At 36.6% G+C, this 24,421-nt stretch carries 22 protein-coding genes; 15 read left to right on the top strand and 7 right to left on the bottom strand.

All coding sequences use genetic code 11. The features are described 5' to 3' along the window. The first annotated feature begins 11 nt into the window (after positions 1-11). Genes EJ994_RS06450 through EJ994_RS06435 form a run of 4 tightly spaced genes read left to right on the top strand, consistent with a single transcriptional unit; the run spans position 12 to position 6,238 of the window. Entirely contained in the window at positions 12-1,100 is a 1,089-nt protein-coding gene (locus EJ994_RS06450) for a DegT/DnrJ/EryC1/StrS family aminotransferase (RefSeq protein WP_126593662.1), read from the top strand. Then, on the top strand, positions 1,097-3,025 hold the full coding sequence (locus tag EJ994_RS06445; RefSeq protein ID WP_126591717.1) for a polysaccharide biosynthesis protein: 1,929 nt from the start codon (positions 1,097-1,099) through the stop codon (positions 3,023-3,025). The genes EJ994_RS06450 and EJ994_RS06445 overlap by 4 nt, the downstream gene beginning before the upstream one ends. Positions 3,026-3,062: 37 nt before the next feature. Beyond that, positions 3,063-3,836, top strand: coding sequence for a polysaccharide biosynthesis/export family protein (locus EJ994_RS06440; RefSeq protein ID WP_126591716.1), 774 nt, complete (start codon positions 3,063-3,065; stop codon positions 3,834-3,836). A 26-nt stretch (positions 3,837-3,862) separates the two neighbouring features. After that, positions 3,863-6,238, top strand: a complete 2,376-nt coding sequence (locus tag EJ994_RS06435; RefSeq protein ID WP_126591715.1) for a GumC family protein — start codon at positions 3,863-3,865, stop codon at positions 6,236-6,238. Here EJ994_RS06435 and EJ994_RS06430 read toward each other — a convergent pair. Continuing rightward, the gene (locus EJ994_RS06430; RefSeq protein WP_126591714.1) at positions 6,235-6,981 is read right to left on the bottom strand and encodes a tyrosine-protein phosphatase; all 747 of its coding nucleotides are present in this window, start codon (positions 6,979-6,981) and stop codon (positions 6,235-6,237) included. The genes EJ994_RS06435 and EJ994_RS06430 overlap by 4 nt on opposite strands. Before the next feature lie 49 nt (positions 6,982-7,030). Then, positions 7,031-8,401, bottom strand: a complete 1,371-nt coding sequence (gene mnmE, locus EJ994_RS06425; RefSeq protein ID WP_126591713.1) for a tRNA uridine-5-carboxymethylaminomethyl(34) synthesis GTPase MnmE — start codon at positions 8,399-8,401, stop codon at positions 7,031-7,033. 117 nt (positions 8,402-8,518) lie between these two features. Here mnmE and EJ994_RS06420 point away from each other — a divergent pair, with 117 nt between their 5' ends. Both EJ994_RS06420 and EJ994_RS06415 read left to right on the top strand, forming a co-directional pair. Further along, positions 8,519-8,938, top strand: a complete 420-nt coding sequence (locus EJ994_RS06420; protein ID WP_126591712.1) for a hypothetical protein — start codon at positions 8,519-8,521, stop codon at positions 8,936-8,938. An 82-nt stretch (positions 8,939-9,020) separates the two neighbouring features. Continuing rightward, complete coding sequence (locus EJ994_RS06415; RefSeq protein WP_126591711.1) at positions 9,021-9,386, top strand: DUF4870 domain-containing protein; 366 nt, start codon at positions 9,021-9,023, stop codon at positions 9,384-9,386. Positions 9,387-9,451: 65 nt separating this feature from the next. Here EJ994_RS06415 and dnaN read toward each other — a convergent pair whose 3' ends face one another. Beyond that, positions 9,452-10,570: a DNA polymerase III subunit beta gene (dnaN, locus tag EJ994_RS06410; RefSeq protein WP_126591710.1), complete on the bottom strand. Its 1,119-nt coding sequence runs from the start codon at positions 10,568-10,570 to the stop codon at positions 9,452-9,454. A 300-nt stretch (positions 10,571-10,870) separates the two neighbouring features. Next, a complete protein-coding gene (locus EJ994_RS06405; protein ID WP_126591709.1) occupies positions 10,871-11,701 on the bottom strand; it encodes an S-adenosyl-l-methionine hydroxide adenosyltransferase family protein in 831 nt (276 codons plus the stop codon). Between the two features lie 130 nt (positions 11,702-11,831). Between EJ994_RS06405 and EJ994_RS06400 the strand changes: the two genes are divergently transcribed. Together EJ994_RS06400 and EJ994_RS06395 are read left to right on the top strand one after the other, a co-directional pair. Beyond that, the gene (locus EJ994_RS06400) at positions 11,832-12,785 is read left to right on the top strand and encodes a PhoH family protein (protein ID WP_126591708.1); all 954 of its coding nucleotides are present in this window, start codon (positions 11,832-11,834) and stop codon (positions 12,783-12,785) included. 7 nt (positions 12,786-12,792) lie between these two features. Beyond that, entirely contained in the window at positions 12,793-13,749 is a 957-nt protein-coding gene (locus EJ994_RS06395; RefSeq protein ID WP_126591707.1) for a phosphoribosylaminoimidazolesuccinocarboxamide synthase, read from the top strand. 19 nt (positions 13,750-13,768) lie between these two features. On the opposite strand, the gene EJ994_RS06390 is transcribed toward EJ994_RS06395, so the two are convergent. After that, positions 13,769-15,193, bottom strand: a complete 1,425-nt coding sequence (locus tag EJ994_RS06390) for an L-serine ammonia-lyase (RefSeq protein WP_126593661.1) — start codon at positions 15,191-15,193, stop codon at positions 13,769-13,771. A 184-nt stretch (positions 15,194-15,377) separates the two neighbouring features. Between EJ994_RS06390 and dnaK the strand changes: the two genes are divergently transcribed. Both dnaK and EJ994_RS06380 read left to right on the top strand, forming a co-directional pair. Then, on the top strand, positions 15,378-17,282 hold the full coding sequence (gene dnaK, locus EJ994_RS06385) for a molecular chaperone DnaK (RefSeq protein WP_126591706.1): 1,905 nt from the start codon (positions 15,378-15,380) through the stop codon (positions 17,280-17,282). A gap of 212 nt (positions 17,283-17,494) precedes the next feature. Beyond that, positions 17,495-18,418 (top strand): hypothetical protein, encoded by a 924-nt coding sequence (locus EJ994_RS06380; RefSeq protein ID WP_126591705.1) that lies wholly within the window; start codon positions 17,495-17,497, stop codon positions 18,416-18,418. 73 nt (positions 18,419-18,491) lie between these two features. Here the strand turns inward: EJ994_RS06380 and EJ994_RS06375 are convergent, their stop codons facing one another. Together EJ994_RS06375 and EJ994_RS06370 are read right to left on the bottom strand one after the other, a co-directional pair. Beyond that, complete coding sequence (locus EJ994_RS06375) at positions 18,492-19,034, bottom strand: GNAT family N-acetyltransferase (protein ID WP_126591704.1); 543 nt, start codon at positions 19,032-19,034, stop codon at positions 18,492-18,494. Positions 19,035-19,036: 2 nt separating this feature from the next. Beyond that, positions 19,037-19,678, bottom strand: a complete 642-nt coding sequence (locus tag EJ994_RS06370) for an alpha/beta hydrolase (RefSeq protein ID WP_126591703.1) — start codon at positions 19,676-19,678, stop codon at positions 19,037-19,039. Positions 19,679-19,741: 63 nt separating this feature from the next. Between EJ994_RS06370 and EJ994_RS06365 the strand changes: the two genes are divergently transcribed. From EJ994_RS06365 to EJ994_RS06345, 5 genes are all read left to right on the top strand, one after another. After that, complete coding sequence (locus EJ994_RS06365; RefSeq protein WP_126591702.1) at positions 19,742-20,164, top strand: PaaI family thioesterase; 423 nt, start codon at positions 19,742-19,744, stop codon at positions 20,162-20,164. Positions 20,165-20,168: 4 nt separating this feature from the next. Next, complete coding sequence (locus tag EJ994_RS06360; protein ID WP_126591701.1) at positions 20,169-21,272, top strand: chorismate-binding protein; 1,104 nt, start codon at positions 20,169-20,171, stop codon at positions 21,270-21,272. A 55-nt stretch (positions 21,273-21,327) separates the two neighbouring features. Continuing rightward, positions 21,328-23,082 carry a 2-succinyl-5-enolpyruvyl-6-hydroxy-3-cyclohexene-1-carboxylic-acid synthase gene (gene menD, locus EJ994_RS06355; protein ID WP_126591700.1) on the top strand — a complete coding sequence of 585 codons (1,755 nt, stop codon included), beginning with the start codon at positions 21,328-21,330 and terminating at the stop codon, positions 23,080-23,082. Positions 23,083-23,125: 43 nt separating this feature from the next. Further along, on the top strand, positions 23,126-23,464 hold the full coding sequence (locus EJ994_RS06350) for a DUF2853 family protein (protein ID WP_126591699.1): 339 nt from the start codon (positions 23,126-23,128) through the stop codon (positions 23,462-23,464). 115 nt (positions 23,465-23,579) lie between these two features. Then, positions 23,580-24,416 (top strand): S1 RNA-binding domain-containing protein, encoded by an 837-nt coding sequence (locus EJ994_RS06345; RefSeq protein ID WP_126591698.1) that lies wholly within the window; start codon positions 23,580-23,582, stop codon positions 24,414-24,416. The last annotated feature ends 5 nt before the right edge of the window (positions 24,417-24,421 follow it).

Here is a 24,421-nt window from a genome sequence, read left to right as displayed (position 1 = left end):
CCTCACCACATATGGGCGGGGATGAGCTTGCTTTTATCCATAAAGCATTTGAATCGAATTGGATAGCTCCGTTAGGCCCTAATGTAGATGGTTTTGAATCAGATTTGAGTCTTTATTTAGGTAATAACTCTAAGATTGCCCTTCTTAATTCAGGAACCTCCGCCATACATTTGGGGCTTAAATTGTTGGGAGTGGAATCAAATGACGATGTGCTATGTCAATCATTTACCTTTTCAGCTTCTGCTAACCCGATAAAATATCTTGGTGCTAATCCTATTTTTATTGATAGTGAAGAGGCGACCTGGAACATGTGTCCATTGTTGTTAGAAAAAGCTATTATTGAAAGAATTAGTAGTGGTAAAAAGCCGAAAGCTATAATAGCAGTTCACCTTTACGGTATGCCATACGATGTTGATAAGATAACTAATATTTCTAAGCAATATGGGATTCCAGTATTGGAAGACAGCGCAGAGGCATTGGGTAGCACATATAATCAGAGGCCGTGTGGTACTTTCGGAGATATTTCGGTTTTATCTTTTAATGGAAATAAGATTATTACCACCTCCGGAGGTGGTGCGCTAGTCACCAAAAATTCCAAGCTAAGGGATGAAGCAGTTTATTTAGCTACGCAAGCTCGAGATTCCGCCCCTCATTATCAGCATTCTGAGATTGGTTTTAACTATAGGATGAGCAATGTTTTAGCAGGAATTGGTAGGGGTCAAATGAGGGTTTTAGATGAAAGGGTAGCGGGGAGAAGAAGCAATTATGAATTTTACAAAGAAGAATTTAAAGGAATTGAACAAATTACCTTTTTGGATGAAAGGGAAGCTAGTTTTTCTAATAGATGGTTAACCTGCATACTTACACCATCATTTAAAATCAGAGAAAAATTCAGGTTAGCGTTAGAAAAAAATAACATTGAGTCCAGACCTTTATGGAAACCAATGCACATGCAACCAATTTTTAAAAATTATCCAAATTATTGTAATGGTGTATGTGAAAATCTTTTTGAAAGAGGACTTTGCCTACCCAGTGGAACAAATCTTTCGATTGAAGATTTGCAAAGAACAGTTGCAATTATCAAAAAAAACACAAAATGATACAGAAATACATTAATGATAATGTGCATAAATATGCTTCTAAATGGCTTATTTTATGCATTGATTTGTGCATAGTCGCTTTTTCTTTAATAGTATCTTACATTATAAGATTCAACCTTACTTTTAATTTTGAGGTTGGTCAACTGCTTGTACAATTGCCTATTGTCATTTTCATAGCTTTAATTTCTTTTCTTTTAGTAGGTTCTTATAAAGGAGTAGTAAGGTATACCGGAGTGCGTGATGTTTATAATTTATTTAATGCTATTTGTTTGTCAAGTATTTTATTGATTATAATGATACTAATTAATAAAGAAATTACTGCTCTTGATAATTTTACTATTCCCTTGTCAATAATAATAATTAATAGTTTAATAGCTTTTGTTGCATTAACGGCTAGCCGTTATATTTTTAAATCTATCTATAGTCATATTTCATTAGGAATGAAAACCTCTAAAAACATCATGATATATGGCGCAGGGGAGTCTGGTATGCTAACTTTCAATGCGTTGACCAATAATTCTAAAACTAAAGCAAGAGTCGTTGGTTACATAGACAATGATAAGGCGAAAGTTGGAAAGAGCATAAATGGTATTAAGGTCTTTTCCGAAAATATTTTAAATGAAGAATTTATTTTAAAGAATGATATTTCGGAAATTATTTTTTCCATTCAAAATATAGATTCGAAAAAGTTAAGACTTTTAGTAGAAGGATTGGTTGATTATCCTGTACTAGTTAAAATAGTGCCCCCAATAGAAGATTGGATTAATGGAGAATTGAAGGCTTCGCAGATAAAAAATGTTCAAATTGAGGATTTGCTTGATAGAGCTCCTATCAATATAAAGAATAGCCATATTTCAGAAGAATTGAATGGGAAAAGTATTTTAGTTACAGGGGGAGCAGGTTCTATAGGTAGTGAGATTGTGAGGCAAATCTGTACTTACTCTTATAAATCACTGATTGTTGTAGATCAAGCAGAATCTGCATTATATGATTTGCAACAAGAATTAAAACAAAATGGGTTTCACAATTTTATTCCTTTGGTTGGTGATGTAAGGGATAAAAATAGGCTAAATGGGATTTTTGATGAATATAAACCTAATATTGTTTTTCATGCAGCCGCCTATAAGCATGTTCCTTTGATGGAATATAATTCTTATGAAGCAATCAAAATTAATATTGCGGGAACGAAAACAGTTGCAGATTTAGCAGTTATTCATGGTATCGAAAAATTCGTGTTTATTTCTACAGATAAAGCTGTAAACCCCACTAATGTAATGGGAGCAAGTAAACGTATTGCAGAGATGTACATAAGTTGCATGCAACAAGAGGGAAGAACAAAATTCATTACAACTAGATTTGGTAATGTGCTCGGCTCAAACGGTTCAGTAATTCCTTTGTTTAGAAAGCAAATAGAGAAAGGAGGACCGTTGACTTTAACACATAAGGACATTACCAGGTACTTTATGACCATCCCAGAAGCTTCGCAATTGGTTTTGGAAGCTGGAGCGATGGGTGAAGGTGGAGAAATCTTTATCTTTGATATGGGTGAATCCGTCAGGATTTATGATTTAGCTAAAAATATGATAAAATTATCTGGATTAAATTACCCAAAAGATATTGATATAAAAATCACGGGGTTAAGACCAGGAGAAAAACTTTATGAAGAACTATTAGCAAATGGTGAAAACACTTTGCCAACATATCACAAAAAGATTAAAATAAGTAAAACTAGAGAAATTAATCATTTAGAAGTACGTTCTAGAATAGATGAGCTTTGCATTACCAATATGTTTTTTAATGGAAATCCAGTTAAGCTAATGAAGGAAATTGTTCCGGAATATGTGTCTAACAACTCTGAATTTTGTAACTACGATAAAGTTAAAAAAAATAAACCTTCTAAGTTGAAAATCGTCGAATCAAAGTAACCTGCCAACCTTAGTATCATTTAAAAAAAATTAAATTTTGAAAAAGACCTTAATTATTATTTCTAAGTCAATTTGTTTCTTTTTAACTCTATTGATATTTTCCTGCGCTTCAAAAAAAGACATTATCTATTTTCAAAATGCTACTGATTTTGAAACTATAGTAAGTGACAATTCACATACAAATAAATTTAAAGTTGACGATGTAATTAGTATTCATATATCTACTTTAGATCAAGAGGCAAGTATTCCATTTAATCTTTTTAAAGGAGCTGAAGAAGGTGGAATAAGAGCTGAACAAGTTGATTATATTGTAGATAAAAACGGTGAAATTGATTTTCCTGTTTTAGGGAATGTTAAAGTTGTAGGTCTATCCCCCGAAGAGGCTAAGGCTATGTTAAAAGAAAAACTCAAGCCGTTTCTCAAAGATCCTATTATTAATATTCGCTTAAAGAATTTTACCGTTACTGTTCTTGGTGAAGTAAATAGACCAGGGACGTATCCAGTTAATGGTGAACAAATAACTATTTTAGAAGCTTTGGGTCTAGCAAATGATTTGACCATTAAGGGTATGCGGCAAAATATTCTCGTAATACGAGACTTCAATGGTACAAAAGTATATACCCGAATAGATCTTACCCAGAAGGAATCTTTGAATTCACCTGTATACTATTTAACACAAAACGATGTCGTCTATGTGGAACCAAACCAGTCCGCAGTTACTTCTTCTAGTTTAGATAATAGGGCGTCAATTTGGGTATCTATTGCCTCCGTACTTATTACATCAACAGTACTGATTATAACAAGAAATTAAGACTTTTAAAAACGTTAAATTAAAATATGGATTCAAAAGGATTTTTAGATTCTAATATCGATATAAATGATCTCATCAAATCATATTCGCGTTATTGGAAATGGTTTCTTCTTTCTATTATATGTTTTATTGTAGGAGCTTTCATCTTCATAAGGTACGCAACACCTGAATACGCTGCAAAAGCCAAGATTCATATATTAGAGGATAAAAACTCTTCATCTGAATTATCTGCTTTCGGAGATTTGGGTATTTTAGGAGGTTCTTCAAACAAAGTTGAAGATGAAATAGAAATTCTTAATTCAAGATCTAATTTTATTTCTGTTGTAAATAAGCTTAAACTTAACCTCAAGTTAAGTCTTATAGGTAACGTTAAGAGCAGTGAGATATATCTTAACAAGCCATTTAAGGTCAATTTTCTTAGGAATGATTCTATTGTTAATAATTCCTATCTATCATTTTTTATTTCACCTATTTCTGAGAGCAAGTTTGAATTTAGCGATGGGGATGACGAAAATGTAGTAATTCACTCCTTTGGAAAAAATATATCGACAGATATTGGAGATATAGTTTTAACTCCAAATATTGATTATATACGGAGTTATTTAGGTAAGAAAATTCAGGTTGAGTTACGACCTATATTTTCCATTGCTGAGAATTATCAGCAAAAAATTGTTATTACCCCTGCCTTAGAATTTTCTAATATCATTAATATTTCGTTGAATAGTCCTATTAAACAAAAAGCTCTTGATGTTATTAATACACTTATTGAAATCTACAATCAAAACGCTATTGAAGATAAGAGGATAGTTGCGGATAGAACTTCTAATTTTATTGATGAAAGAATAAAGGAAATATCAACGAATTTATCGTCTGTGGACCAGAGTGCTGAGGAATTTAAGACAGAAAAGGGAGTCAACGATATTGCGGCCGAATCAAATATAGCATTAAACGTGGGTGCAGCAAGTAGACAGAATTTGGAAAACGCCAAAACTCAATTGAATATTGCCGCGGGAATGAACAGTTATTTATCTGAGGAAGACGGCTTTGAGGTTTTACCGTCTAATGTAGGTTTATCCGACGGGAGTATAGCCAACACAACAGCGAAATACAATGAATTAGTGCTTGAAAGAAAAAGGCTTCTAAAAAGTGCGGATGAACAAAACCCTATAATTGTTAATTTAGATCAACAATTACAAGGACTAAAATCAACAATACAATCTAGTTTGTCTGGAATGGAGAGGAATTTAGGTATGCAGGTTAATAATCTTTCCTCTCAAATGGCTAGGATTAATTCCAAAATTTATAGCGCACCAAAAAACTCTCGTGATTTAAGAGATATAACAAGGAAACAGGAAACCACTGAGTCTTTATATTTATACCTCTTGCAGAAGAGGGAGGAATCTCAAATAACTTTAGCTTCCAGTACACCCAAGTCAAAGGTTATAGATAATGCTCATTTGGTACAACTTGCACCTGTCACACCCAAGAAACCATTGATTTATTTAGCTTCTCTTATTCTTGCGTTCTTGGTGCCATTCTCGATAATATATACCAATCAACTACTGGATAATAAAGTCAACAACAAGGCAGATTTGGAAAAACTTATCAATGATGTTCCTGTGCTTTCTGAGTTACCCAGCGTTTCAAAGAATGAGGAATTATTAATAAAAAAAGACGATAGATCCGTGTTAAGTGAATCTCTTAGAATTTTAAGAACCAATTTGGATTACCTAATAAAGGCCAAAAAAGATATAAAAAATAATGTGATTTTCGTTACATCTAGTGTTCCAGGAGAAGGTAAAACATTTGTCTCCTCCAATTTATCTATGATTTTATCTAGTACAAATAAAAAGGTACTTTTAATTGGAGCCGATATAAGAAATCCTAAATTATATACATTTTTTGCCGGTAAAAACGTTGACAGATTAGGTAAACCCAAAAGAAATGAAGATGCTGGTTTGACAGAGTATTTATACGATGAAAAGCTGACAAGTAAGGACATTATAAATACCTTATTAGTTCATACAAATACTATTGATGTTATTTATTCTGGTAAAATTCCACCAAACCCCTCCGAGTTGTTAATGAGTGATAGAATAAAAGAATTAATTGAAAAAGTATCGATTGATTATGATTATGTTGTCGTTGATACTGCACCTTTGCTTGTGGTTACTGACACTTTACTCCTTACGGAATATGCAAATCATGTATTATATGTAGTGCGTTCCGGTAATACGGAGAAAAAAGTCTTACAGTATCCGATAAATTTAAAAAAGGAAGGTAAACTACCTTCATTAGCTTTTGTAGTCAATGGCGTAAGTTCTTCTAACTTAGGCTATGGTGGAAAATATGGATATGGTTACGGAGAAAATATGAAGAAGCCTTGGTGGAAATTTTCCTAGAAAGTTCCAAAATTATTTGTAGTTCTTTCTATAATTGGAAGAAGTTTAGTCATTAAATCTTTATCTATTTCGATTTCTTTTATATTGTTTAAATGTTTAAATCTATGAACATCAGAGCTTATAAAATCGATTAAATTCTCATTCAAAAGTTGCAATGCTATTTTGTGAGTATCTTTGCCATAATAGTCACTTAAGGATAGTATATTTAACTGAAATATAAGACCCATTTTTTTATATTTTTTATATATTCCTTTTTTGTTATGTAAATATAAATATCGCTCTGGATGAGCAAGTATTGGAAAATAGCCAGCTGATTTAATTCTTGAAATTTCTTGGTCAAAGTTTATGGATGCCTGTATGTAGCTCATTTCAATTAGAAGATAGTTATTCGCCAAGGGCATTATTTTTTTTTCCTCTAAAATAGTCTCGAAATTTGAATCGATCATGTGTTCGGCGGCCACACGAATATTAAACTCGTTTAAATTACTCATTTTTAAGCCATTCTCTAAAACGGCTAAAGATTTATTTATGGTCTCTGGAGTATTGGGGTAATAATTCTCCATAATATGAGGGGTGCATATAAAATCTCTCACCCCAAATTCAGCGAAAGCTTTTAATAGGGCTATCGACTCTTCAACATTTTTGGCGCCATCATCAATACCTGGTAAGATGTGATTATGTATATCAACATATCCCTCTAAATAATCGACTAAGAACTCTTTTTTTGAAAAAAAACTGAACATGAATAAAATTTGGAAAGTTAAATATACAACAAGCTTTTTTGAAGTGGTATTATTTCCCGATACAGAAATTAGAAAAGATGTTTCCGAGTAAATCATCCGTAGAAACGCTTCCCGTGATTTCCCCGAGGTGAAAAAGCGCTTCTCTAATATCAATCGCCATAAGGTCGCTTGACAACTCCATGTCCATGCCTTCTTTAACCTTTTGTATCGCTTCTAGGGCTTTTAATAAGGCATCGTAATGCCTGTTATTGGTCACAATAGTATCATTCTTGCCCATTTGGCCAGCATTGGAAAGTGTCAATAATTTCTCTTTCAATTCTTCAATGCCCTTACCATCTTTGGCGGATAGTAGTACGAGGTCCTTAAATGTGTTTTTTAACTCTTTAACTCTATCCTTTTTTACGGTATCTATTTTATTGGCTAAAAGGAGTATGTTCTTGTCTGTATATTTATTCCGTAAAGCCTCAATCTCCGCTGCTTTGTCTTCAGAGGCCTCAAAAAGATAGATGACTAGCTGTGCCTGTTCAATTTTTTCGTAGGCTCTAGCAATACCTATTTGTTCTATCTTATCCTCTGTATTTCTTATGCCTGCGGTATCAATGAACCTGAAATTTACTCCACCGATAGCTATCTGGTCCTCAACAGTATCTCTTGTTGTTCCTGGAATATCGCTTACAATAGCTCTCTCTTCGTTCAAAATGGCGTTGAGGAGGGTAGACTTCCCCACATTGGGCTCACCTACTATGGCAATGGGAATACCATTTTTGATGACATTTCCAAGGGCAAATGAATCTATTAACCCCTTTAATACTTGAGTTATCTTATCTAGAAGATTATTAAATTGCGTTCTATCGGCGAATTCAACATCCTCTTGGGAAAAATCCAATTCTAGCTCAATGAGAGAGGCAAAGTTCAATAGTTCTTGCCTAAGTTTTTTAATCTCGTTACTAAAACCTCCCCGCATCTGTTGCATGGCAATTTGATGCGCTGCTTCGCTATCGCTTGCAATTAAATCCGCAACGGCTTCGGCCTGACTCAAATCCATCTTACCATTAAGGAACGCTCTCATGGTAAATTCGCCAGCAGCCGCCATACGACAACCGTTTCTCAAAAAAAGCTGAATAATTTGCTGTTGAATATAGACTGAGCCATGACATGAGATTTCAACCACATCTTCTCCGGTGTACGAATGTGGGTTTTTGAAAATAGAGACCAAAACCTGATCTAAAAATTTCTTACCATCAATGATATGTCCCAAGTGAATGGTGTGACTTTTTTGTTCTATTAGTTTCTTATTGATAACAGATTTAAAGTGTTTTGAGACAATATCGACAGCCTGGCCACCGGATATTCTTATTACGGCAATTGCGCCGGCTCCCGAAGGAGTTGCTAGGGCTATAATGGTATCATCTTGAATCATGATGTAAAAGTAAATAATTAATAAGGTAGCCTGTAGTGATTGAAAATAATTTTCGGTTCGTCTATGGTTAATGATAATTATCTACATTAGTATAATAATTTTAAATTCTATAACTGCATGCAAAAGTTCAGGTACGCTTTATTCTTACTTTTATTCGGAGTCATGGTTTCTGGTTCTTACGGACAAACAAACGGATCCACGGAAACTTCAGAGCAATTAAAAATCCAAGAAGAGGAGGAGATGAAGGCTGTTAAACGTAAGGTTGAAAAAGCCAAAAAGGAAGATAAAAAACTTAAAAAGAAGGAGAAGCAAAAGGATAAAAGAGAAAAACTCTTGAAGACTGTAGCTTCCTATAAGAAAGGAATAGCCAAGGATGAGAATCAAGTTCAGAAATTACAATCCAAATTAGAAAAGGGCAAGGCCAAAGGTAAATTGGCACCTGTGGACATAGATAAAATAAACAGTAAGGTCTTGAAACTTAATGCCAAAATCGCCAAGAATAAATTAAAGTTAGAAAAGCTTCTGAAGAAGGTTTAATATTAATTCTTAGGAAAAAGTGTAACATTTATCTGATTGCTACGTCACATTTGTAGTTATTCATCTTAAAATCAATCAGAAAATGGAAATAATTAATCACAACATCGCGTTACGGGAAGACCGAAATCTTTTGGTCGTTGCCCATTTAACCCAATATCTAGATTTCATCACCGGATTTGGAGGACTTATTGTGCCATTGGTACTTTGGCTTACCATGAAGGACTCGGTAGTTGGTATGGACGAACACGGCAAAGCAATAATTAATTTTCAATTGAGTCTAATTCTCTACGTAATCATAGGTATTCCGGCAATACTCTTATTTGGTTTAGGAATCGCACTACTGATATTCGCAGGTGTTTTATCTCTTATAATGCCTATTGTTAATGCTGTAAAAGCGGGTAACGGAGAAGGTCCAAGTTATTTCGGGACGATAAAGTTCATATCATAATATAATGACATTGAAAAGGGGAGCTATTTAGCTCCCCTTTTACTTATTTAAAAATCTGATTATCACTAACTATTTAGCATAACTGGCATTACCAACATTGTTACGTTTTCACCTTCGTCCAGGCCATCTATAGGAGTAAGTATGCCTGCTCTATTTGGCAAGCTCATCTCCAGAGAAACCTCATCAGAGCCTAAATTATTCAACATTTCGGTAAGGAATCTAGAGTTGAATCCTATTTGCATATCATCACCTTGATAACTACAAGTTAAACGCTCCTCCGCTTTGTTGGAATAATCAATATCCTCTGCAGAAATATTTAGTTCCGCACCGGCAATTTTGAGTCTTATTTGATGTGTGGTTTTATTGGAAAAGATAGAGACCCTTCTAACGGAACTTAAAAACTGATTTCTAGCAATAGTTAGTTTGTTAGGATTTTCTTTTGGTATTACAGCCTCATAATTAGGGTATTTACCATCAATTAACCTACAAATCAATTCTGTTTCATCAAAGGTAAACTTTGCATTACTATCGTTATATTCGATAACTACTTCTGATTCACTCCCGGCCAAAATACCTTTAAGCAGTGTAAGTGGTTTTTTAGGCATTATAAACTCAGCTACTTGAGAGGCGGTTACATCCGCTCGTTGATATTTTACCAATTTATGTGCATCTGTAGCCACAAATGTTAGGTTTTCCGGTGAAAATTGAAAAAACACTCCACTCATAACGGGTCTAAGGTCATCATTACCCGCAGCGAATATGGTTTTATTTATCGCCGTGGCTAAAATGTCACCTAAGAGTGCCGTAGAGCTTGGGTTTGAAAGCTCAACCGCCTTGGGAAATTCCGCTCCATCTGCATAGGCCAGTGCATATTTACCATGATTAGAGCTGATTTCAACCGTATTGTTATCAGAAACAACGAAAGTCAACGGCTGCTCCGGAAAGGTTTTCAGAGTTTCCAAAAGTAAACGTGCCGGTACCGCAATAGTTCCCTCATTATCAGAATCTACATTGAGTACGGAACTCATTGTAGTTTCTAAGTCCGATGCGGAAACCGTTAATTTATCCTTGTTTAAATCAAAAAGAAAATTATCCAAAATTGGCAAGGTATTGCTGTTATTGATAACCCCACCTAAAACCTGAAGTTGTTTTAATAAATATGTGCTAGAGACTATGAATTTCATTCTTTATGCTTTGATTTCTTTTATGAGAACTAGGGTGCCGTTGTGAGAATGTCATTCACTATTATCAGCACTTCATCTAAAACAAAGATATTTGAAATGCCTGTTCAACGGAAACAAACTTATCAACAGTAAGGCGGTGGTAACTTCGGTCTAAAAGCACCGTAGAATCAACCAAATAAGGAATCTACACTAGAACATTACTTTAGTTATTAACGTTTTGTGTTTGGGAGGGTGTACCGGCCACCTTCTAAAAAGATAGAAGTGCTTAGTTGTGACCAAAGCGTTCTTAAGTTTCTTATCTTAAAGGAAATCGATAATTATGGTATCTCTGTAATCTAGACCCAATAGGGTAGAAGCTCCTCCTACGGTATTCAAATTACTTTTATAGATGGCCAACTCAATATATCCGGAGGAGTTGAACAATGCCAGTAAATCTCCGTCACCTTTTCGTTTACTTTTATCAAGAGAGAAATCGACGATATCGCTGTAGGCGTTGAATATTGCTTTTATTTTATAGTTTCTGGCCTGTAGTTCAAAAGAACGCCCGTTTCTGTAGGCGTCAAATAAATGTTTTTGAATATTTGTGACCACGTTGCCGTAATTGTCAATATAGATAACACTCCCAATTATTTTTTTTCCATCATCAACAATACGGGGAGCGAACTCTCTTAAGTTTTTTGGTTCGGAAAAAGGCTTTCCTATAACCTCTAAAGTTCCTCCCCTGGCTAAATGGCAAGCTACTTGAACAAAAACACTCATAACGGGAAAAGAACCATGAATAGGGTCTGGAATATTGATTTCCATAACTTTTTCCGGTTTCATTTCTGAAGTTATAAGTCCGATCACTCCGGTATTTGCGCTTATAAAATAATGGCCGTCTACCAACACCGCTATATGTTTGTTTTCTGGTGTAGCCTCAGAATCTACACCTACTATGTGAATAGTGCCTCTTGGAAAATTATGGTACGAATTCTCCAAAATATAAGCACATTCATGAATATTAAAAGGGGTAATGTCGTGGGATATATCAACAATCTTAGCATCTGGCAATGCACTGTAGATAGAACCTTTTAGTACCCCAACAAAGTGGTCTTTAAGTCCAAAATCCGTAGTTAGTGTAATGATTGCCATGAAGCAATGTTGATATGTTTTTGACTGGGCAAAGTGAAAATTTGCTTAAATTTGATATACAAAATTAAACAAAAAAAGAGCCAAGCGAAATTAAACTTCACCTCGGCTTAATCTTATTAAATTCTACTATTTGAACGAACTGGTTTTAGAACTTACCGAAATTAGTCCAAGAGAGTTTTTTGGACAGCAAAATGAGAATATTGATCTTTTAAAAAAATATTTCCCAAAGCTTAAGATTGTAGCTAGGGGGAATAAAATAAAAGTCTATGGCGATGAAAGCCTTTTAGAGGAATTTGATAAACGTTTTGACATGTTGACGGAACATTTCGTTAAATACAATAAATTAGATGAAAATAGTATAGAGCGTGTCCTAACCAGTGAAACTTCCAAAGACTATCAATCTTCTGCAAATAGCGGGGAAACTTTAGTGCATGGTGTAAGCGGAAAACTGATTAAAGCTCAAACGGCGAACCAAAGACGTTTGGTAGATGCTGCCAAAAAAAATGACATGGTATTTGCCATAGGGCCCGCAGGAACAGGGAAGACCTATACAGGTGTGGCTTTGGCGGTAAAGGCCCTTAAGGAAAAGCAAGTGAGAAGAATTATCCTTACCAGGCCTGCCGTAGAGGCAGGGGAGAATCTAGGTTTCCTGCCAGGGGATTTACAGGAAAAACTAGACCCTTACATGCAACCATTATATGATGCGTTAAGGGATATGATTCCTGCGGAAAAATTGGCGCACTTTATTGAAAATGGGACCATTCAAATTGCGCCTATGGCCTTTATGAGAGGACGTACTTTGGATAATGCCTTTGTGATTTTGGATGAAGCCCAAAATACTACACACGCCCAAATGAAAATGTTCCTTACCAGAATGGGAAAAAATGCCCAGTTCTTGATTACTGGTGACCCTGGACAGATAGATTTGCCCAGAAGAACTATTTCCGGATTAAAAGAAGCACTGTTGGTTCTAGCTAATGTAGAAGGTATAGAAATTATATATCTTGATGATAAGGACGTAATACGGCACAGGCTCGTAAAAAAGGTAATTGATGCCTACAGAAATATTGAACACCAAAATTAACTAAAGAATGCCCCAGACTATTTACGATACCAATTTTAACTTTCCGAACCAAGAGCATGTTTACACAGGAAAGGTTAGGGAAGTCTACACCTTGAAGAACGATGTATTGGTGATGATAGCAACGGATAGACTTTCTGCCTTTGATGTGGTAATGCCAAAGGGAATTCCTTTTAAGGGACAAATATTGAACCAGATAGCAACAAAAATGATGGCGCTCACTGCGGATATCGTTCCCAATTGGCTTTCTGCTACACCAGACCCTAACGTAGCTGTCGGTGTACGTTGCGAAGCTTTTAAGGTGGAAATGGTTATTAGGGGATACATGTCCGGGCATGCCGCAAGAGAATATAAGGCAGGTAAGAGGATGCTGTGCGGTGTTCCGATGCCAGATGGAATGAAAGAGAACGATAAATTTCCCACACCCATCATCACCCCTGCCACCAAAGCCGAAATGGGTGATCATGACGAGGATATCTCCAAAGAGGCCATTGTTGAAAAAGAAATCGTTTCTGCGGAAGATTATGCTGTTCTAGAAAAGTATACCTATGCCCTTTTTGAACGTGGTACCCAACTTGCTGCCGATAGAGGACTGATTCTAGTGGATACAAAATATGAGTTTGGAAAGACCAAGGAGGGTAAAATCGTTCTGATAGATGAAATTCATACCCCTGATTCTTCGCGTTATTTTTATGCGGATGGTTATGAAGAAAGGCAGGAGAGGGGAGAGGCTCAAAAACAGTTGTCTAAAGAATTTGTAAGGCAATGGTTAATTTCTAATGGTTTTCAAGGACTTGAAGGTCAGACCGTTCCAGAAATGTCGGACGAATACATTTCCACCGTATCAGAAAGATATATAGAGCTGTATGAGAATATTACAGGAGAAAAATTCGTAAAAGCGAATACGGAAAATATTGAGGAGCGCATAGTACAAAACGTTACTGCCTACCTAAAATCAGTAGAATAGAAACTAAAGTTGTGCTTGCCTAACAATCACTTAAAAATACACCTACGGCTAAGCCGCCCTCTGAAGTTTCTTTGTATTTGGAATTCATGTCTTTGGCAGTCTCCCACATGGTCTGTACAACTTTGTCAAGTGGTACTTTTGCCTCTTTTGGGTCGGACCCCAATGCTAGTTCAGCAGCATTGATGGCCTTTATCGCACCCATTGAATTTCGTTCTATACATGGAATTTGAACCAACCCGCCAATGGGGTCACAGGTTAGCCCTAGATGGTGTTCCATGGCTATTTCCGCAGCCATTAGTACTTGTTCAGGAGAACCTCCCAATAGCTCTGTCAGCGCCCCTGCTGCCATCGCAGAAGAAACTCCTATTTCTGCTTGGCAGCCTCCCATAGCGGCAGAAATTGTAGCACCCTTTTTAAAAATACTTCCTATCTCCCCAGCAACCAGAAGAAATTGTTTGATGTGTTCAAAATTACCCGCATGGTTCTCTATCACCAAGTAATACATTAAAACAGCTGGTATTACACCTGCACTTCCATTTGTTGGTGCAGTGACCACTCTCCCCAATGAAGCATTAACCTCATTGACGCTAAGGGCAAAACAGCTTACCCATTGCAGTATTTGTCGGAACTTAACTTCAGTCTGCCTTATGGACTGTAACCATTCACTAGGGTTAGTGTAGGGAACAATTCCGATAAGGTTTTTGTGCATTTCAAAGGCACGTCGTTTTACGTTAAGGCCTCCCGGTAACTTTCCTTCGGTATGGCATCCGGTATACATGCACTCCAGCATCGTATTCCATATGCGCAGCAATTCCTCGTCTATTTTGGCGTCGGTCCTCAACGATCGTTCGTTTTGCAATACAATTTCCGAAATAGATTTTTTTTCCAGTTCGCAGAAACGTAATAGTTCATCGCCTTTTTGAACGGGATAGGGAAAGGTATTAAATGCGGCTACCTTCTTTTTGGCATTTTTACGTTCTTCAACTACCACAAAACCTCCTCCAATGGAATAATATTTTTTTGAGGTCTTTTTACCCGATTTTAATCTGGCCTCGAACTGTAGACCATTCGCATGATAAGGTAGAAATTTTCTATTAAAAATAATGTCCGTCTTCGGATCAAAATCTAGTTCTAATTTTCCACCGAGATGTAGTTTTTTATTGAGGGTAACGTTTGAGACGAGTTCATGAACCTTATCAATGGGTATGTACTCGGGGTCAGTTCCTAGAAGCCCTAAAATAACGGCATAATCTGTTGCATGGCCCTTACCTGTTAATGACAATGAGCCATACATCTGTACCTTTACCTCTACAACTTCTGTTAAGGTTCCCGATTTTTCTAAATCTTTTATCCATCTTTCGGCCGCTCTCCATGGACCTAAGGTATGCGAGCTAGAAGGCCCTACGCCTATTTTAAGCATATCAAATATGCTAATGCATTCTATTTGCAACATTGGTATTAGATTGTATGCTAATGTACAACGTTTGTCAATCCTACCAAACCAATCAGCGGTATTGTATGAAACTGACTCCGTAAATGACATCCTGTCAGTTTTGTTCCCTTGGCATATTGTTTGACATTTACTAATCGATTAAAAAATAATGCACTAATATTTTAAAACATATAAGATGAGTAAAATTATAGGAATAGATTTAGGTACTACCAACTCCTGTGTTTCCGTAATGGAGGGGAACGAGCCAGTTGTAATACCTAACGCAGAGGGAAAAAGAACAACTCCTTCCGTTATTGCGTTTGTAGAAGGCGGTGAAATTAAGGTAGGTGATCCTGCAAAGCGTCAGGCCGTTACAAACCCACACAATACCATATATTCCATAAAACGTTTTATGGGAAACAAGTTTTCGGAATCTAGCAAGGAGGCCAAGCGTGTACCCTACAAAGTGGTAAAGGGCGATAATGACACACCGAGAGTAGATATAGACGGTCGTTTGTACACCCCACAGGAATTATCTGCAATGATTCTTCAAAAGATGAAGAAGACCGCTGAGGATTATTTGGGTCAGGATGTGTCTAGAGCTGTTATTACCGTACCAGCATACTTTAACGATGCGCAAAGACAAGCTACTAAAGAAGCTGGTGAAATTGCAGGTCTCACCGTAGAGAGAATAATTAATGAGCCTACCTCTGCTTCATTGGCATATGGTATGGATAAAAAAGATACCGATCAAAAAATAGTTGTTTTTGATTTTGGTGGAGGTACGCATGATGTTTCCATATTGGAACTTGGTGATGGTGTATTTGAAGTATTGGCTACGGATGGAGATACGCATTTAGGAGGGGACGATGTTGACCAAAAGATTATAGATTGGTTGGCTGATGAGTTCAAATCTGAAGAAGGTATGGATTTAAGAGAAGACGCTATGGCACTCCAAAGATTGCGAGAAGCAGCGGAGAAAGCAAAAATAGAATTGTCTTCTTCAGCACAAACAGAAATTAATCTGCCTTATGTAACCGCAACGGCTTCTGGACCAAAGCACTTAGTTAGAACATTAACAAAAGCTAAATTTGAGCAGTTAATCGCTGATTTGGTAAAGAGAACTATTGAGCCATGTGCCACTGCTTTAAAAGCAGCCGGACTTTCAAAAAGCGATATTGATGAGATCATTTTAGTGGGTGGTTCTACTAGAATTCCTGCAGTGCAAGAAGCTGTGGAGAAGTTTTTTGGTAAGAAACCGTCGAAAGGAGTTAATCCAGACGAGGTCGTTGCCATTGGAGCTGCAATACAAGGTGGTGTTTTAACGGGTGATGTTAAAGATGTACTTTTATTAGACGTTACACCACTATCGTTAGGTATTGAAACTATGGGAAGCGTTATGACCAAGTTAATAGATGCGAATACCACAATCCCTACAAAGAAGTCACAGGTGTTTTCTACCGCAGCAGATAATCAACCTTCTGTGGAGATTCACGTATTACAGGGAGAAAGACCTATGGCTTCGGATAACAAAACTATCGGTCGTTTTCACTTAGATGGTATTCCACCTGCACAAAGAGGTACACCACAGATTGAGGTTACCTTTGATATTGATGCTAACGGTATCATCAAGGTTTCTGCAACGGATAAGGCAACGAATAAAACGCAGGATATCCGTATCGAGGCATCATCTGGTTTAACCGAAGAAGAAATTCAAAAGATGAAGGCTGAAGCTGAGGCTAATGCGGAATCTGATAAGAAGGCAAAGGAGACTGCTGATAAACTGAACGAAGCCGATGGAATGATCTTTCAAACGGAAAAGCAATTGACCGAGTTTGGTGACAAGCTTTCCGATGATAAGAAAAAGCCAATTGAAGAAGCACTTACCGAGTTGAAAGCTGCTTATGAATCAAAAGATTTGGCTGTAATTGCACCAGCATTGGACAAAATAAACGAAGCATGGAAAGTGGCTTCTGAAGAAATGTACAAGGCACAAGCAGAAGCGCAACAAGCTGGTGGTGCTCCGCAAGGAGAGCCAACTGCTGATGCAGCACCAGAAGGTGATAACGTAGAAGACGTAGACTTCGAAGAAGTCAAGTAGCCTGTCCTGAGCGGAGCCGAAGGGTAGACTTCGAAGAAGTCAAGTAGCTTGTCCTGAGCATTTCGACCGAGCTCAATACAGGCTCCGCCGAAGGGTAGACTTCGAAGAAGTCAAGTAATTTACATAACAATAACATCGAAAAAGGGGCGGTATTCACCGCTCCTTTCTATTTTTGGAACATCTTTTGAAGTTTTTGAAGTAATTTAGATGCCATGGTAAAAAATTACATCCCCCAATTTTTATTTATTTTAATTTGTTTGCCTTTGGTGTTTTATGCTCAAGAGGTCAAAATTTTTACTCTAAAGGATTTTGATTTAAAGGATAGTGTTAAAACATGTTTGGTTAGCACTAGCTATGGAAAAGAGGAATACGACTTTAACCTAAAGGGAGTATTGACCAAATCGGTAACCAGATATAATGAGGCCGATTATGATGTGGTGTATTATAAATATCAAAATGATGAACTCATTGAAAAAAGGTCGGAGTCCTATAGAAACAATACTTTTGACCCAAGTACTTCAATTGCCCACTTCTATAAGCTAGACACCTTAAATAACGTCAAGGTTACCGAAAAAATAGTTTCTTACGAAGAGGAATTTTTAGATCAATACGTGTATCACTATGATGACAAGGGAGATTTGGTTAAAATCATTCGCACCAATAATGATGGTATAGATGAGACTTTAATAGAATACAAAAAATATAAAGGGGAATATACGGTAACGTATCTTATTAATAATGAACCGCTAAAATCCATTAGGACCTCTCAGGTAAATAAAAAGAACGGTACTGTTCAAAAGATAGTGTTAACAAAGGAATATTTAAAGGGAGAAGCCAACAAAGCCTTTGAAGAGGTTTTTAACGAAAAAGGACTTTTGGTAGCACAACAAGAATTTGAATATAATATTGCAGAGAAGACTTTTGTGCCCACTAAAAGAACCACATATACCTATGATGACAATGACATGTTAGTGGGTGAAGCCTCTAAAAATGGCGATGAGGTTATGAAGAAAGAGTACGTTTATCAATATGATAGAGAAGGAGAAGGTAATTGGATTAAACAAATAGTGCGCCCTGAGAATACTTACAAGACTAGAAAAATAACCTATTATGTCCCAGAAGTAGTGGAAAAGTAATAATCCATAGAATTCTACCCTTTAATCTGGATTAAAGTGTTTTGGAGACTTGTACTGAGCCAATTTATTTCTTTTACCTATCCCATTCTTGTTTTAATAGACCATAACAACAAGTATTTCTTTTATAACCATCTAGCAAGTACACATCCTTGCGTAAAACTCCTTCCAAGGTGCACCCCAGTTTTTCCACCGCTTTTCTAGAAACTATATTTCTCTCGTCCACTCTAAATTCTACTTTTTCGAATTCCATTTTCTCGAAAGCATGGGATAACATTAATTGTTTCATATGGCTGTTTAAGCCACTCCCTTGAAATTCTTTACCAATCCAGGTAGCTCCTATATGTAAAACTTTATTTTTTCTATTGATGTGCATGTATCTGGTACTGCCGGCATATGAATTATTTTTCTTGTCATACACTATAAAGGGAATACTTTTTCCTTCTGATTGTTGCGCCAGTGCTAACTGCACATAGCGCTTCAAGGATTTGGGACTGCCTATGTCTGATGGAGAATATTGTATCAGTTTTTCCTCGCTGGCTATAGGAATTAAATGTGCATAGTTTTCTAACGTTAAAGGTGTAAGTTTTACTCTTCTATCTTCCAATATAACGCCCATGATTACCACACTAGTGAATTGATGATTTCCTTTTTAATTTCATGACCGCCATTAAAGGTAATCTGTTTTGCCTTTCGGCGAAAAAGGGAATTCATTTTTTCGGTTTCACTTTTCACACGCTCTTCAGTAAGATATTCGTCCGAGTCACCTATAATACCTATAATTTCTGTTTCCGTATCGCTCAGAAATAGGAAGTCTGATGGTGTTAGTTCGTTCGGAATTCCACCGGCATAAAAAACCAATTTATTACACGGTATTTGATAGTTTGCTACCCATCTTGCCGCAATAGAAACGCCTTGAGAGAAACCGAATATTATTAGCTTACAATTCTTGGGTAAAGTTTCTTCTTTCATAATTGCATTGATGTAAGTCATTACATTTTGCGTTTCTTGTTTGGTGTCTTCTTTGGTGAGCCAACTGGCGCCCACATGCTTAAACTCGTTTTTTAAGTAATATTTAGAAGGCGCTTGCGGAGCAATAATGTAGTTTTCGTCTGCTTCCAATTCTTTAAAATGATTTAAGAAATACCTGCTTAAATAGCCTAGACCATGAAAAACAATCCAAACATTTTTTGTCTTAGGACCTATTTTATTTAGCGTTTCGTAAGAATTAGTGGTAGTATAGGTTATGGTTTTTCTGGTCATTTCGTTCAAATTAGTATCGTTGCCGAGATTGCTAATCTATTCCTTAATTTTACAATAAAAAAGATGAGTGGTCATAAAGATACAATACTAGAGGTTTGTAATGCATCATCCAAGAATACGATGATGGAAACCTTGGAAATAGAATATATAGACGTTGGAGAGAATTTCTTGGTAGGAAAAATGCCTGTTACGTCAAAAGTGCACCAACCAGATGGTGTCCTGCACGGTGGTGCCATGGTTGCTTTGGCTGAAAGTGTTGGAAGTACGGCTTCTTATATTTTTTTGAACGCTCAAGAATATTATATACGAGGTATTGAAATATCGGCCAATCACGTAAAAAGTGTAAAAGAAGGTTTCGTTTTTGCAAAAGCAGTTGTTGTTCATAGAGGACGAACCACTCAACTTTGGGAAATTAAAATTACTAATGAAGCTAATGAACTAGTTTCTATATGCAAGTTGACTACTATTGCACTGCCAAAAAAGTAGTCAAATGAATACACTTTTAGCACTTGCAAAAGAAAGTCTGGGGCAGTCACATCCTTTTGTTCTTTACAAAAAACCAAGAGAAGAAACACTTCATGGAATTTTTCAGAAAGACGATAGTTTAAACTTGGTAAAGGATTTAAAGGAAGTGGGTTTTGTTTTTGCTCCATTTGATAGTAATGCTCCTAGTATTCTCTTGAAGCCGGATAGGGTTATGAAAGGTAGCATTGACTTCGACATCCCTGATAGGGCTTCTGTCAGGAAAAATTTAGATTTAGATCACACAGACCGCACACGATATATGGACTTGGTCTCAAGCGCGGTAGATGCCATAAAATCCAACGAATTCAAGAAAGTCGTATTATCCAGAAAGGTAGAAGTTAGTTATACCGATTCTCCGATTACTTTGCTAAAAAGGCTTATTAAAACCTATGGTAATGCATTCTGTTATTTATGGTATCACCCAAAAGTAGGGATTTGGCTGGGTGCAACCCCAGAGATATTGGTAAAAAGGAGCGGGTCTAGTTTTACGACTATGTCCTTGGCCGGTACGCAAGCTCATAACGATGCACTGAAAACACCCGTGTGGTCCAATAAAGAATTGGATGAACAACGATTGGTTACGGATTATATAGCTGAGAACCTGAGACCTGTAACAACAGAACTTTGTATATCGGCCTTAGAAAGTGTTAGAGCAGGTCAGCTTTGGCACCTGAGAACGAAACTTTCTGGACAAATGGGAACAAATCATTTTGGTGAACTAACTAAGAAGCTTCATCCAACCCCGGCCGTGTGCGGACTTCCTATGACATCTTCCAAAAAATTTATCTTAGAAAATGAAGGTTATCATAGGTCTTTTTACACCGGTTACTTAGGAGAGTTGAACTTTAAGAAAGCTAGCACTCGAAATAGGAACGCTAGAAATACAGAGAACAATGCATACGGAACGGTAACAAGTTCATCGGAATTATATGTGAATTTACGCTGCGTACAACTTAAAGATAAGAAGGCCATAATATATGTTGGTGGGGGTATCACTGCAGAATCTGACCCCTTTAGGGAATGGGAAGAAACCGTACACAAAAGCGGAACCATTTTGAATATTTTGTAGGTTTAGGCAAGTAACTATTGGGTTTTAAAATTTGCAGGTCGTATTTTTGTAAGTAATGAAATACTCCGCAATACCACTGGCCCAGACTATTACTCAGCATTGTCAAGCCAAGGGAATATCTAACATTGTAATTTCACCTGGATCTAGGAACGCACCTTTAATAATTTCCTTTACTGAAAACCCTTATTTTAACTGTTACAGTATTGTCGATGAGCGTTGTGCGGCCTTTTTTGCACTCGGTCTAGCACAGTATTCCGGAAAGCCAGCTGCTGTAGTATGTACTTCTGGCAGTGCACTTTTAAACTATTATCCCGCCGTAGCGGAAGCTTTTTATAGTGAGATTCCATTAATCGTAATCTCTGCAGATAGACCGTCTTATAAGATTGATGTGGGTGACGGCCAGACCATTCGTCAGGATAATGTTTTTGATAGGCATATAGGTTATAGCGCAAACCTTAAACAGGATTTGACACATGCAACGGATAGAATTAAAAGGTACAGGCCAGAATGGATTGATCAGTTATCTGTGGAAAATGAGCAAAACAAGGTTCAGGCATATAATGATAACGAACTCAATAAGGCCATCAACATCAGTATTCATGAATATACTCCGGTTCATATCAACGCCCCTTTTGAAGAACCCTTGTATGAAGTTTTAAAGAAATCTACCCTTCAGCCCAACCTAGATTTCTATGAAAATAGTGAAGCGGCAAGCTCTGTTGACGATGAGATTATATCAGCCTGGCATAATGCGAAAAGAAAGATGGTTCTGGTCGGCGTGAACCCGCCAAATACCATTGCTCAAGGATATTTGGATTGCATAGGGGATGACCCATCGGTTATAGTGCTTACGGAAAATACATCTAATATACATCACCAGAACTTTTTTTCTAGTATAGATACGTTAATCGCTCCTATGGAATTATCAAAGGACAAGGAGGTTTTATTTCAAGAATTACAGCCGGATATTTTATTGACTTTTGGAGGTTTAATCGTATCAAAAAAAATTAAGGCTTTTTTACGTTCTTTTGGTCCTGACCGGCATTACCATGTAGGACAGAAGAAAGCAAACGATACATTTTTCTGTCTAACAAGACATCTCAAAATGCCTGCACAGGATTTCTTATCCAACATATATACAAAAAAGAAAGAAACCGTACACAGTGATTATTATGCCAAATGGAATAGGGTTAGGACCAAATATCTTAGAAAGAGAGAAAGTTATTTAACTCAAATTCAATTCTCGGATTTTTTAGCATTCTATACCATTGCGCAACGAATACCGGATAATTTTCAACTACAGTTAGCCAATAGTTCTACGGTAAGGTATGCTCAGCTATTTGATTTGGATAAAACCATAAAAGTATATTGTAATAGAGGCACTAGTGGAATAGACGGGAGCACGTCAACAGCCATAGGAGCTTCTTTAAACGCTGAATCACCAACACTCTTGATTACCGGAGACTTAAGTTTTTTCTACGATAGTAATGCGTTGTGGAATAATTACATGCGCAAGGATTTTAGAATTATTCTTATTAATAATGGGGGAGGAGGTATTTTTAGAATATTACCTGGCAAGGATGATTCAGAAAACTTTGAACGATTTTTCGAGACCAAACATCAACTAGACGCAAAGGCACTCTGCGCGATGCATGGATTAGATTATAGTGCTGTCAATGAAAAAAAATCGTTAGAAAAAAAACTTGCAACCTTCTTTGAACCTTCCAGTAAATCGCAGCTTTTAGAAGTTTTTACACCAAGGTTGAAGAATAATAAAATTTTGGTGGATTACTTTCATTTCATATCTTAGTTTCTATTAACCATTAATTATAACAAATAAGACACTGTTAATTATGAGTAAAAGAGATGATTTGATTACGAAGTATGCTGCGGACATCAAGGACAAATTTGGTGAAAGTGCAGATATGGATTTGCTAACCAAGGTTACGATTGGCTTAGGCCCTTCGATTTACAATTTGGATGCTTCTAAAGTTTCTGGAGGTGATGAGAAAGAATTACAAACGGTAAAAAATAACTACCTGATTAAAAAATTAGGCTTAAAAGACAGTCCTGAATTGATGGACGCTATTAAAAGTGTACTAGATAAGTACGGTTCTTCTAATAAGAACAAACATAGAGCAGTTGTTTATTACATGCTTTGTAAGCATTTTAATAAAGCATCTATCTATTAGATAATCGACATTAAAAGTTAAAGGCCGTTTCTTAAGAACGGTCTTTTTTTGTTGAATAAATTTAAGATGTCACCAATTGTAATAGTAGTATGGATAGAAAGCTTAATTTTGTCCTATGATCGATTTAGGAAGAAAAAATAAACTGGAAATTCTTAGGGATACAAGCGTTGGCCTTTTCTTGGGTGATGGCGAAGGTAATGATGTTTTATTGCCCAATAAGTATGTGCCGGCCGATTATGAAATAGGGAAATTCATAGAAGTTTTTTGCTATTTGGATTACGATGAAAGACCTGTGGCCACTACTCTTGAGCCTTATATTATGCTTGGGGAATTTCGTCTGTTACAAGTAGCGGAAATTAATGAATACGGAGCTTTTATGGAATGGGGTCTGGAAAAACACCTTCTTGTTCCTTTTAGAGAGCAGCGAGATAAAATGAAGCAAGGGCAATGGTATGTAGTACATTGTTATTTAGATCAAAAATCAGGAAGACTCGTCGCATCTAACAAATTAGATAAATTTCTAAGTAACGACCATTTAGAATTAAAGGAATGGGACCAAGTAGATTTGGTGGTTACGAGGCAAACGGATTTGGGCTGGGAAGTAATTGTTAATGAGCGGCACAAAGGTCTGGTATACTTTAATGAGGTGTTTAAAGCGATTAATATTGGTGACGTCATCCCCGGATGTGTAAAGAAAATTCGAAAGGACAATAAAATTGATATTTCCCTTCAGCCTTTAGGAAGTAGGGTGTTGGAGCCAGCCGCCAATAAGATATATGAAGTGCTTAAGGAAAACGGGGGATTTCTTGCGCTACACGATAAATCTAACCCGGAGGAAATTAGAGATATGATGCAAATGAGTAAGAAGACCTTTAAGAAAGGATTGGGCACACTTTATAAAGCTAGGAAAATTACGATGGAGGAAGATGGTATCAGTATCACTACAGAATAATATAA

Origin of the sequence: Maribacter sp. MJ134 (assembly GCF_003970695.1) — a bacterium.
Classification (GTDB): domain Bacteria; phylum Bacteroidota; class Bacteroidia; order Flavobacteriales; family Flavobacteriaceae; genus Maribacter.
Note: the sequence above shows the minus strand (reverse complement) of the source record. Positions and strands in the feature narration are given on the sequence as shown.

Coding starts and splice junctions, on each gene's coding strand:
- EJ994_RS06365 (WP_126591702.1), top strand. CDS start 19,742: ATGAGTGGTCATAAAGATACAATACTAGAGGTTTGTAATGCATCATCC.
- EJ994_RS06450 (WP_126593662.1), top strand. CDS start 12: ATGGGCGGGGATGAGCTTGCTTTTATCCATAAAGCATTTGAATCGAAT.
- dnaN (WP_126591710.1), bottom strand. CDS start 10,570: ATGAAATTCATAGTCTCTAGCACATATTTATTAAAACAACTTCAGGTT.
- EJ994_RS06435 (WP_126591715.1), top strand. CDS start 3,863: ATGGATTCAAAAGGATTTTTAGATTCTAATATCGATATAAATGATCTC.
- EJ994_RS06345 (WP_126591698.1), top strand. CDS start 23,580: ATGATCGATTTAGGAAGAAAAAATAAACTGGAAATTCTTAGGGATACA.
- EJ994_RS06430 (WP_126591714.1), bottom strand. CDS start 6,981: ATGTTCAGTTTTTTTTCAAAAAAAGAGTTCTTAGTCGATTATTTAGAG.
- mnmE (WP_126591713.1), bottom strand. CDS start 8,401: ATGATTCAAGATGATACCATTATAGCCCTAGCAACTCCTTCGGGAGCC.
- EJ994_RS06380 (WP_126591705.1), top strand. CDS start 17,495: ATGGTAAAAAATTACATCCCCCAATTTTTATTTATTTTAATTTGTTTG.
- EJ994_RS06350 (WP_126591699.1), top strand. CDS start 23,126: ATGAGTAAAAGAGATGATTTGATTACGAAGTATGCTGCGGACATCAAG.
- EJ994_RS06405 (WP_126591709.1), bottom strand. CDS start 11,701: ATGGCAATCATTACACTAACTACGGATTTTGGACTTAAAGACCACTTT.
- menD (WP_126591700.1), top strand. CDS start 21,328: ATGAAATACTCCGCAATACCACTGGCCCAGACTATTACTCAGCATTGT.
- EJ994_RS06360 (WP_126591701.1), top strand. CDS start 20,169: ATGAATACACTTTTAGCACTTGCAAAAGAAAGTCTGGGGCAGTCACAT.
- EJ994_RS06370 (WP_126591703.1), bottom strand. CDS start 19,678: ATGACCAGAAAAACCATAACCTATACTACCACTAATTCTTACGAAACG.
- EJ994_RS06420 (WP_126591712.1), top strand. CDS start 8,519: ATGCAAAAGTTCAGGTACGCTTTATTCTTACTTTTATTCGGAGTCATG.
- EJ994_RS06395 (WP_126591707.1), top strand. CDS start 12,793: ATGCCCCAGACTATTTACGATACCAATTTTAACTTTCCGAACCAAGAG.
- EJ994_RS06375 (WP_126591704.1), bottom strand. CDS start 19,034: ATGGGCGTTATATTGGAAGATAGAAGAGTAAAACTTACACCTTTAACG.
- EJ994_RS06415 (WP_126591711.1), top strand. CDS start 9,021: ATGGAAATAATTAATCACAACATCGCGTTACGGGAAGACCGAAATCTT.
- EJ994_RS06445 (WP_126591717.1), top strand. CDS start 1,097: ATGATACAGAAATACATTAATGATAATGTGCATAAATATGCTTCTAAA.
- dnaK (WP_126591706.1), top strand. CDS start 15,378: ATGAGTAAAATTATAGGAATAGATTTAGGTACTACCAACTCCTGTGTT.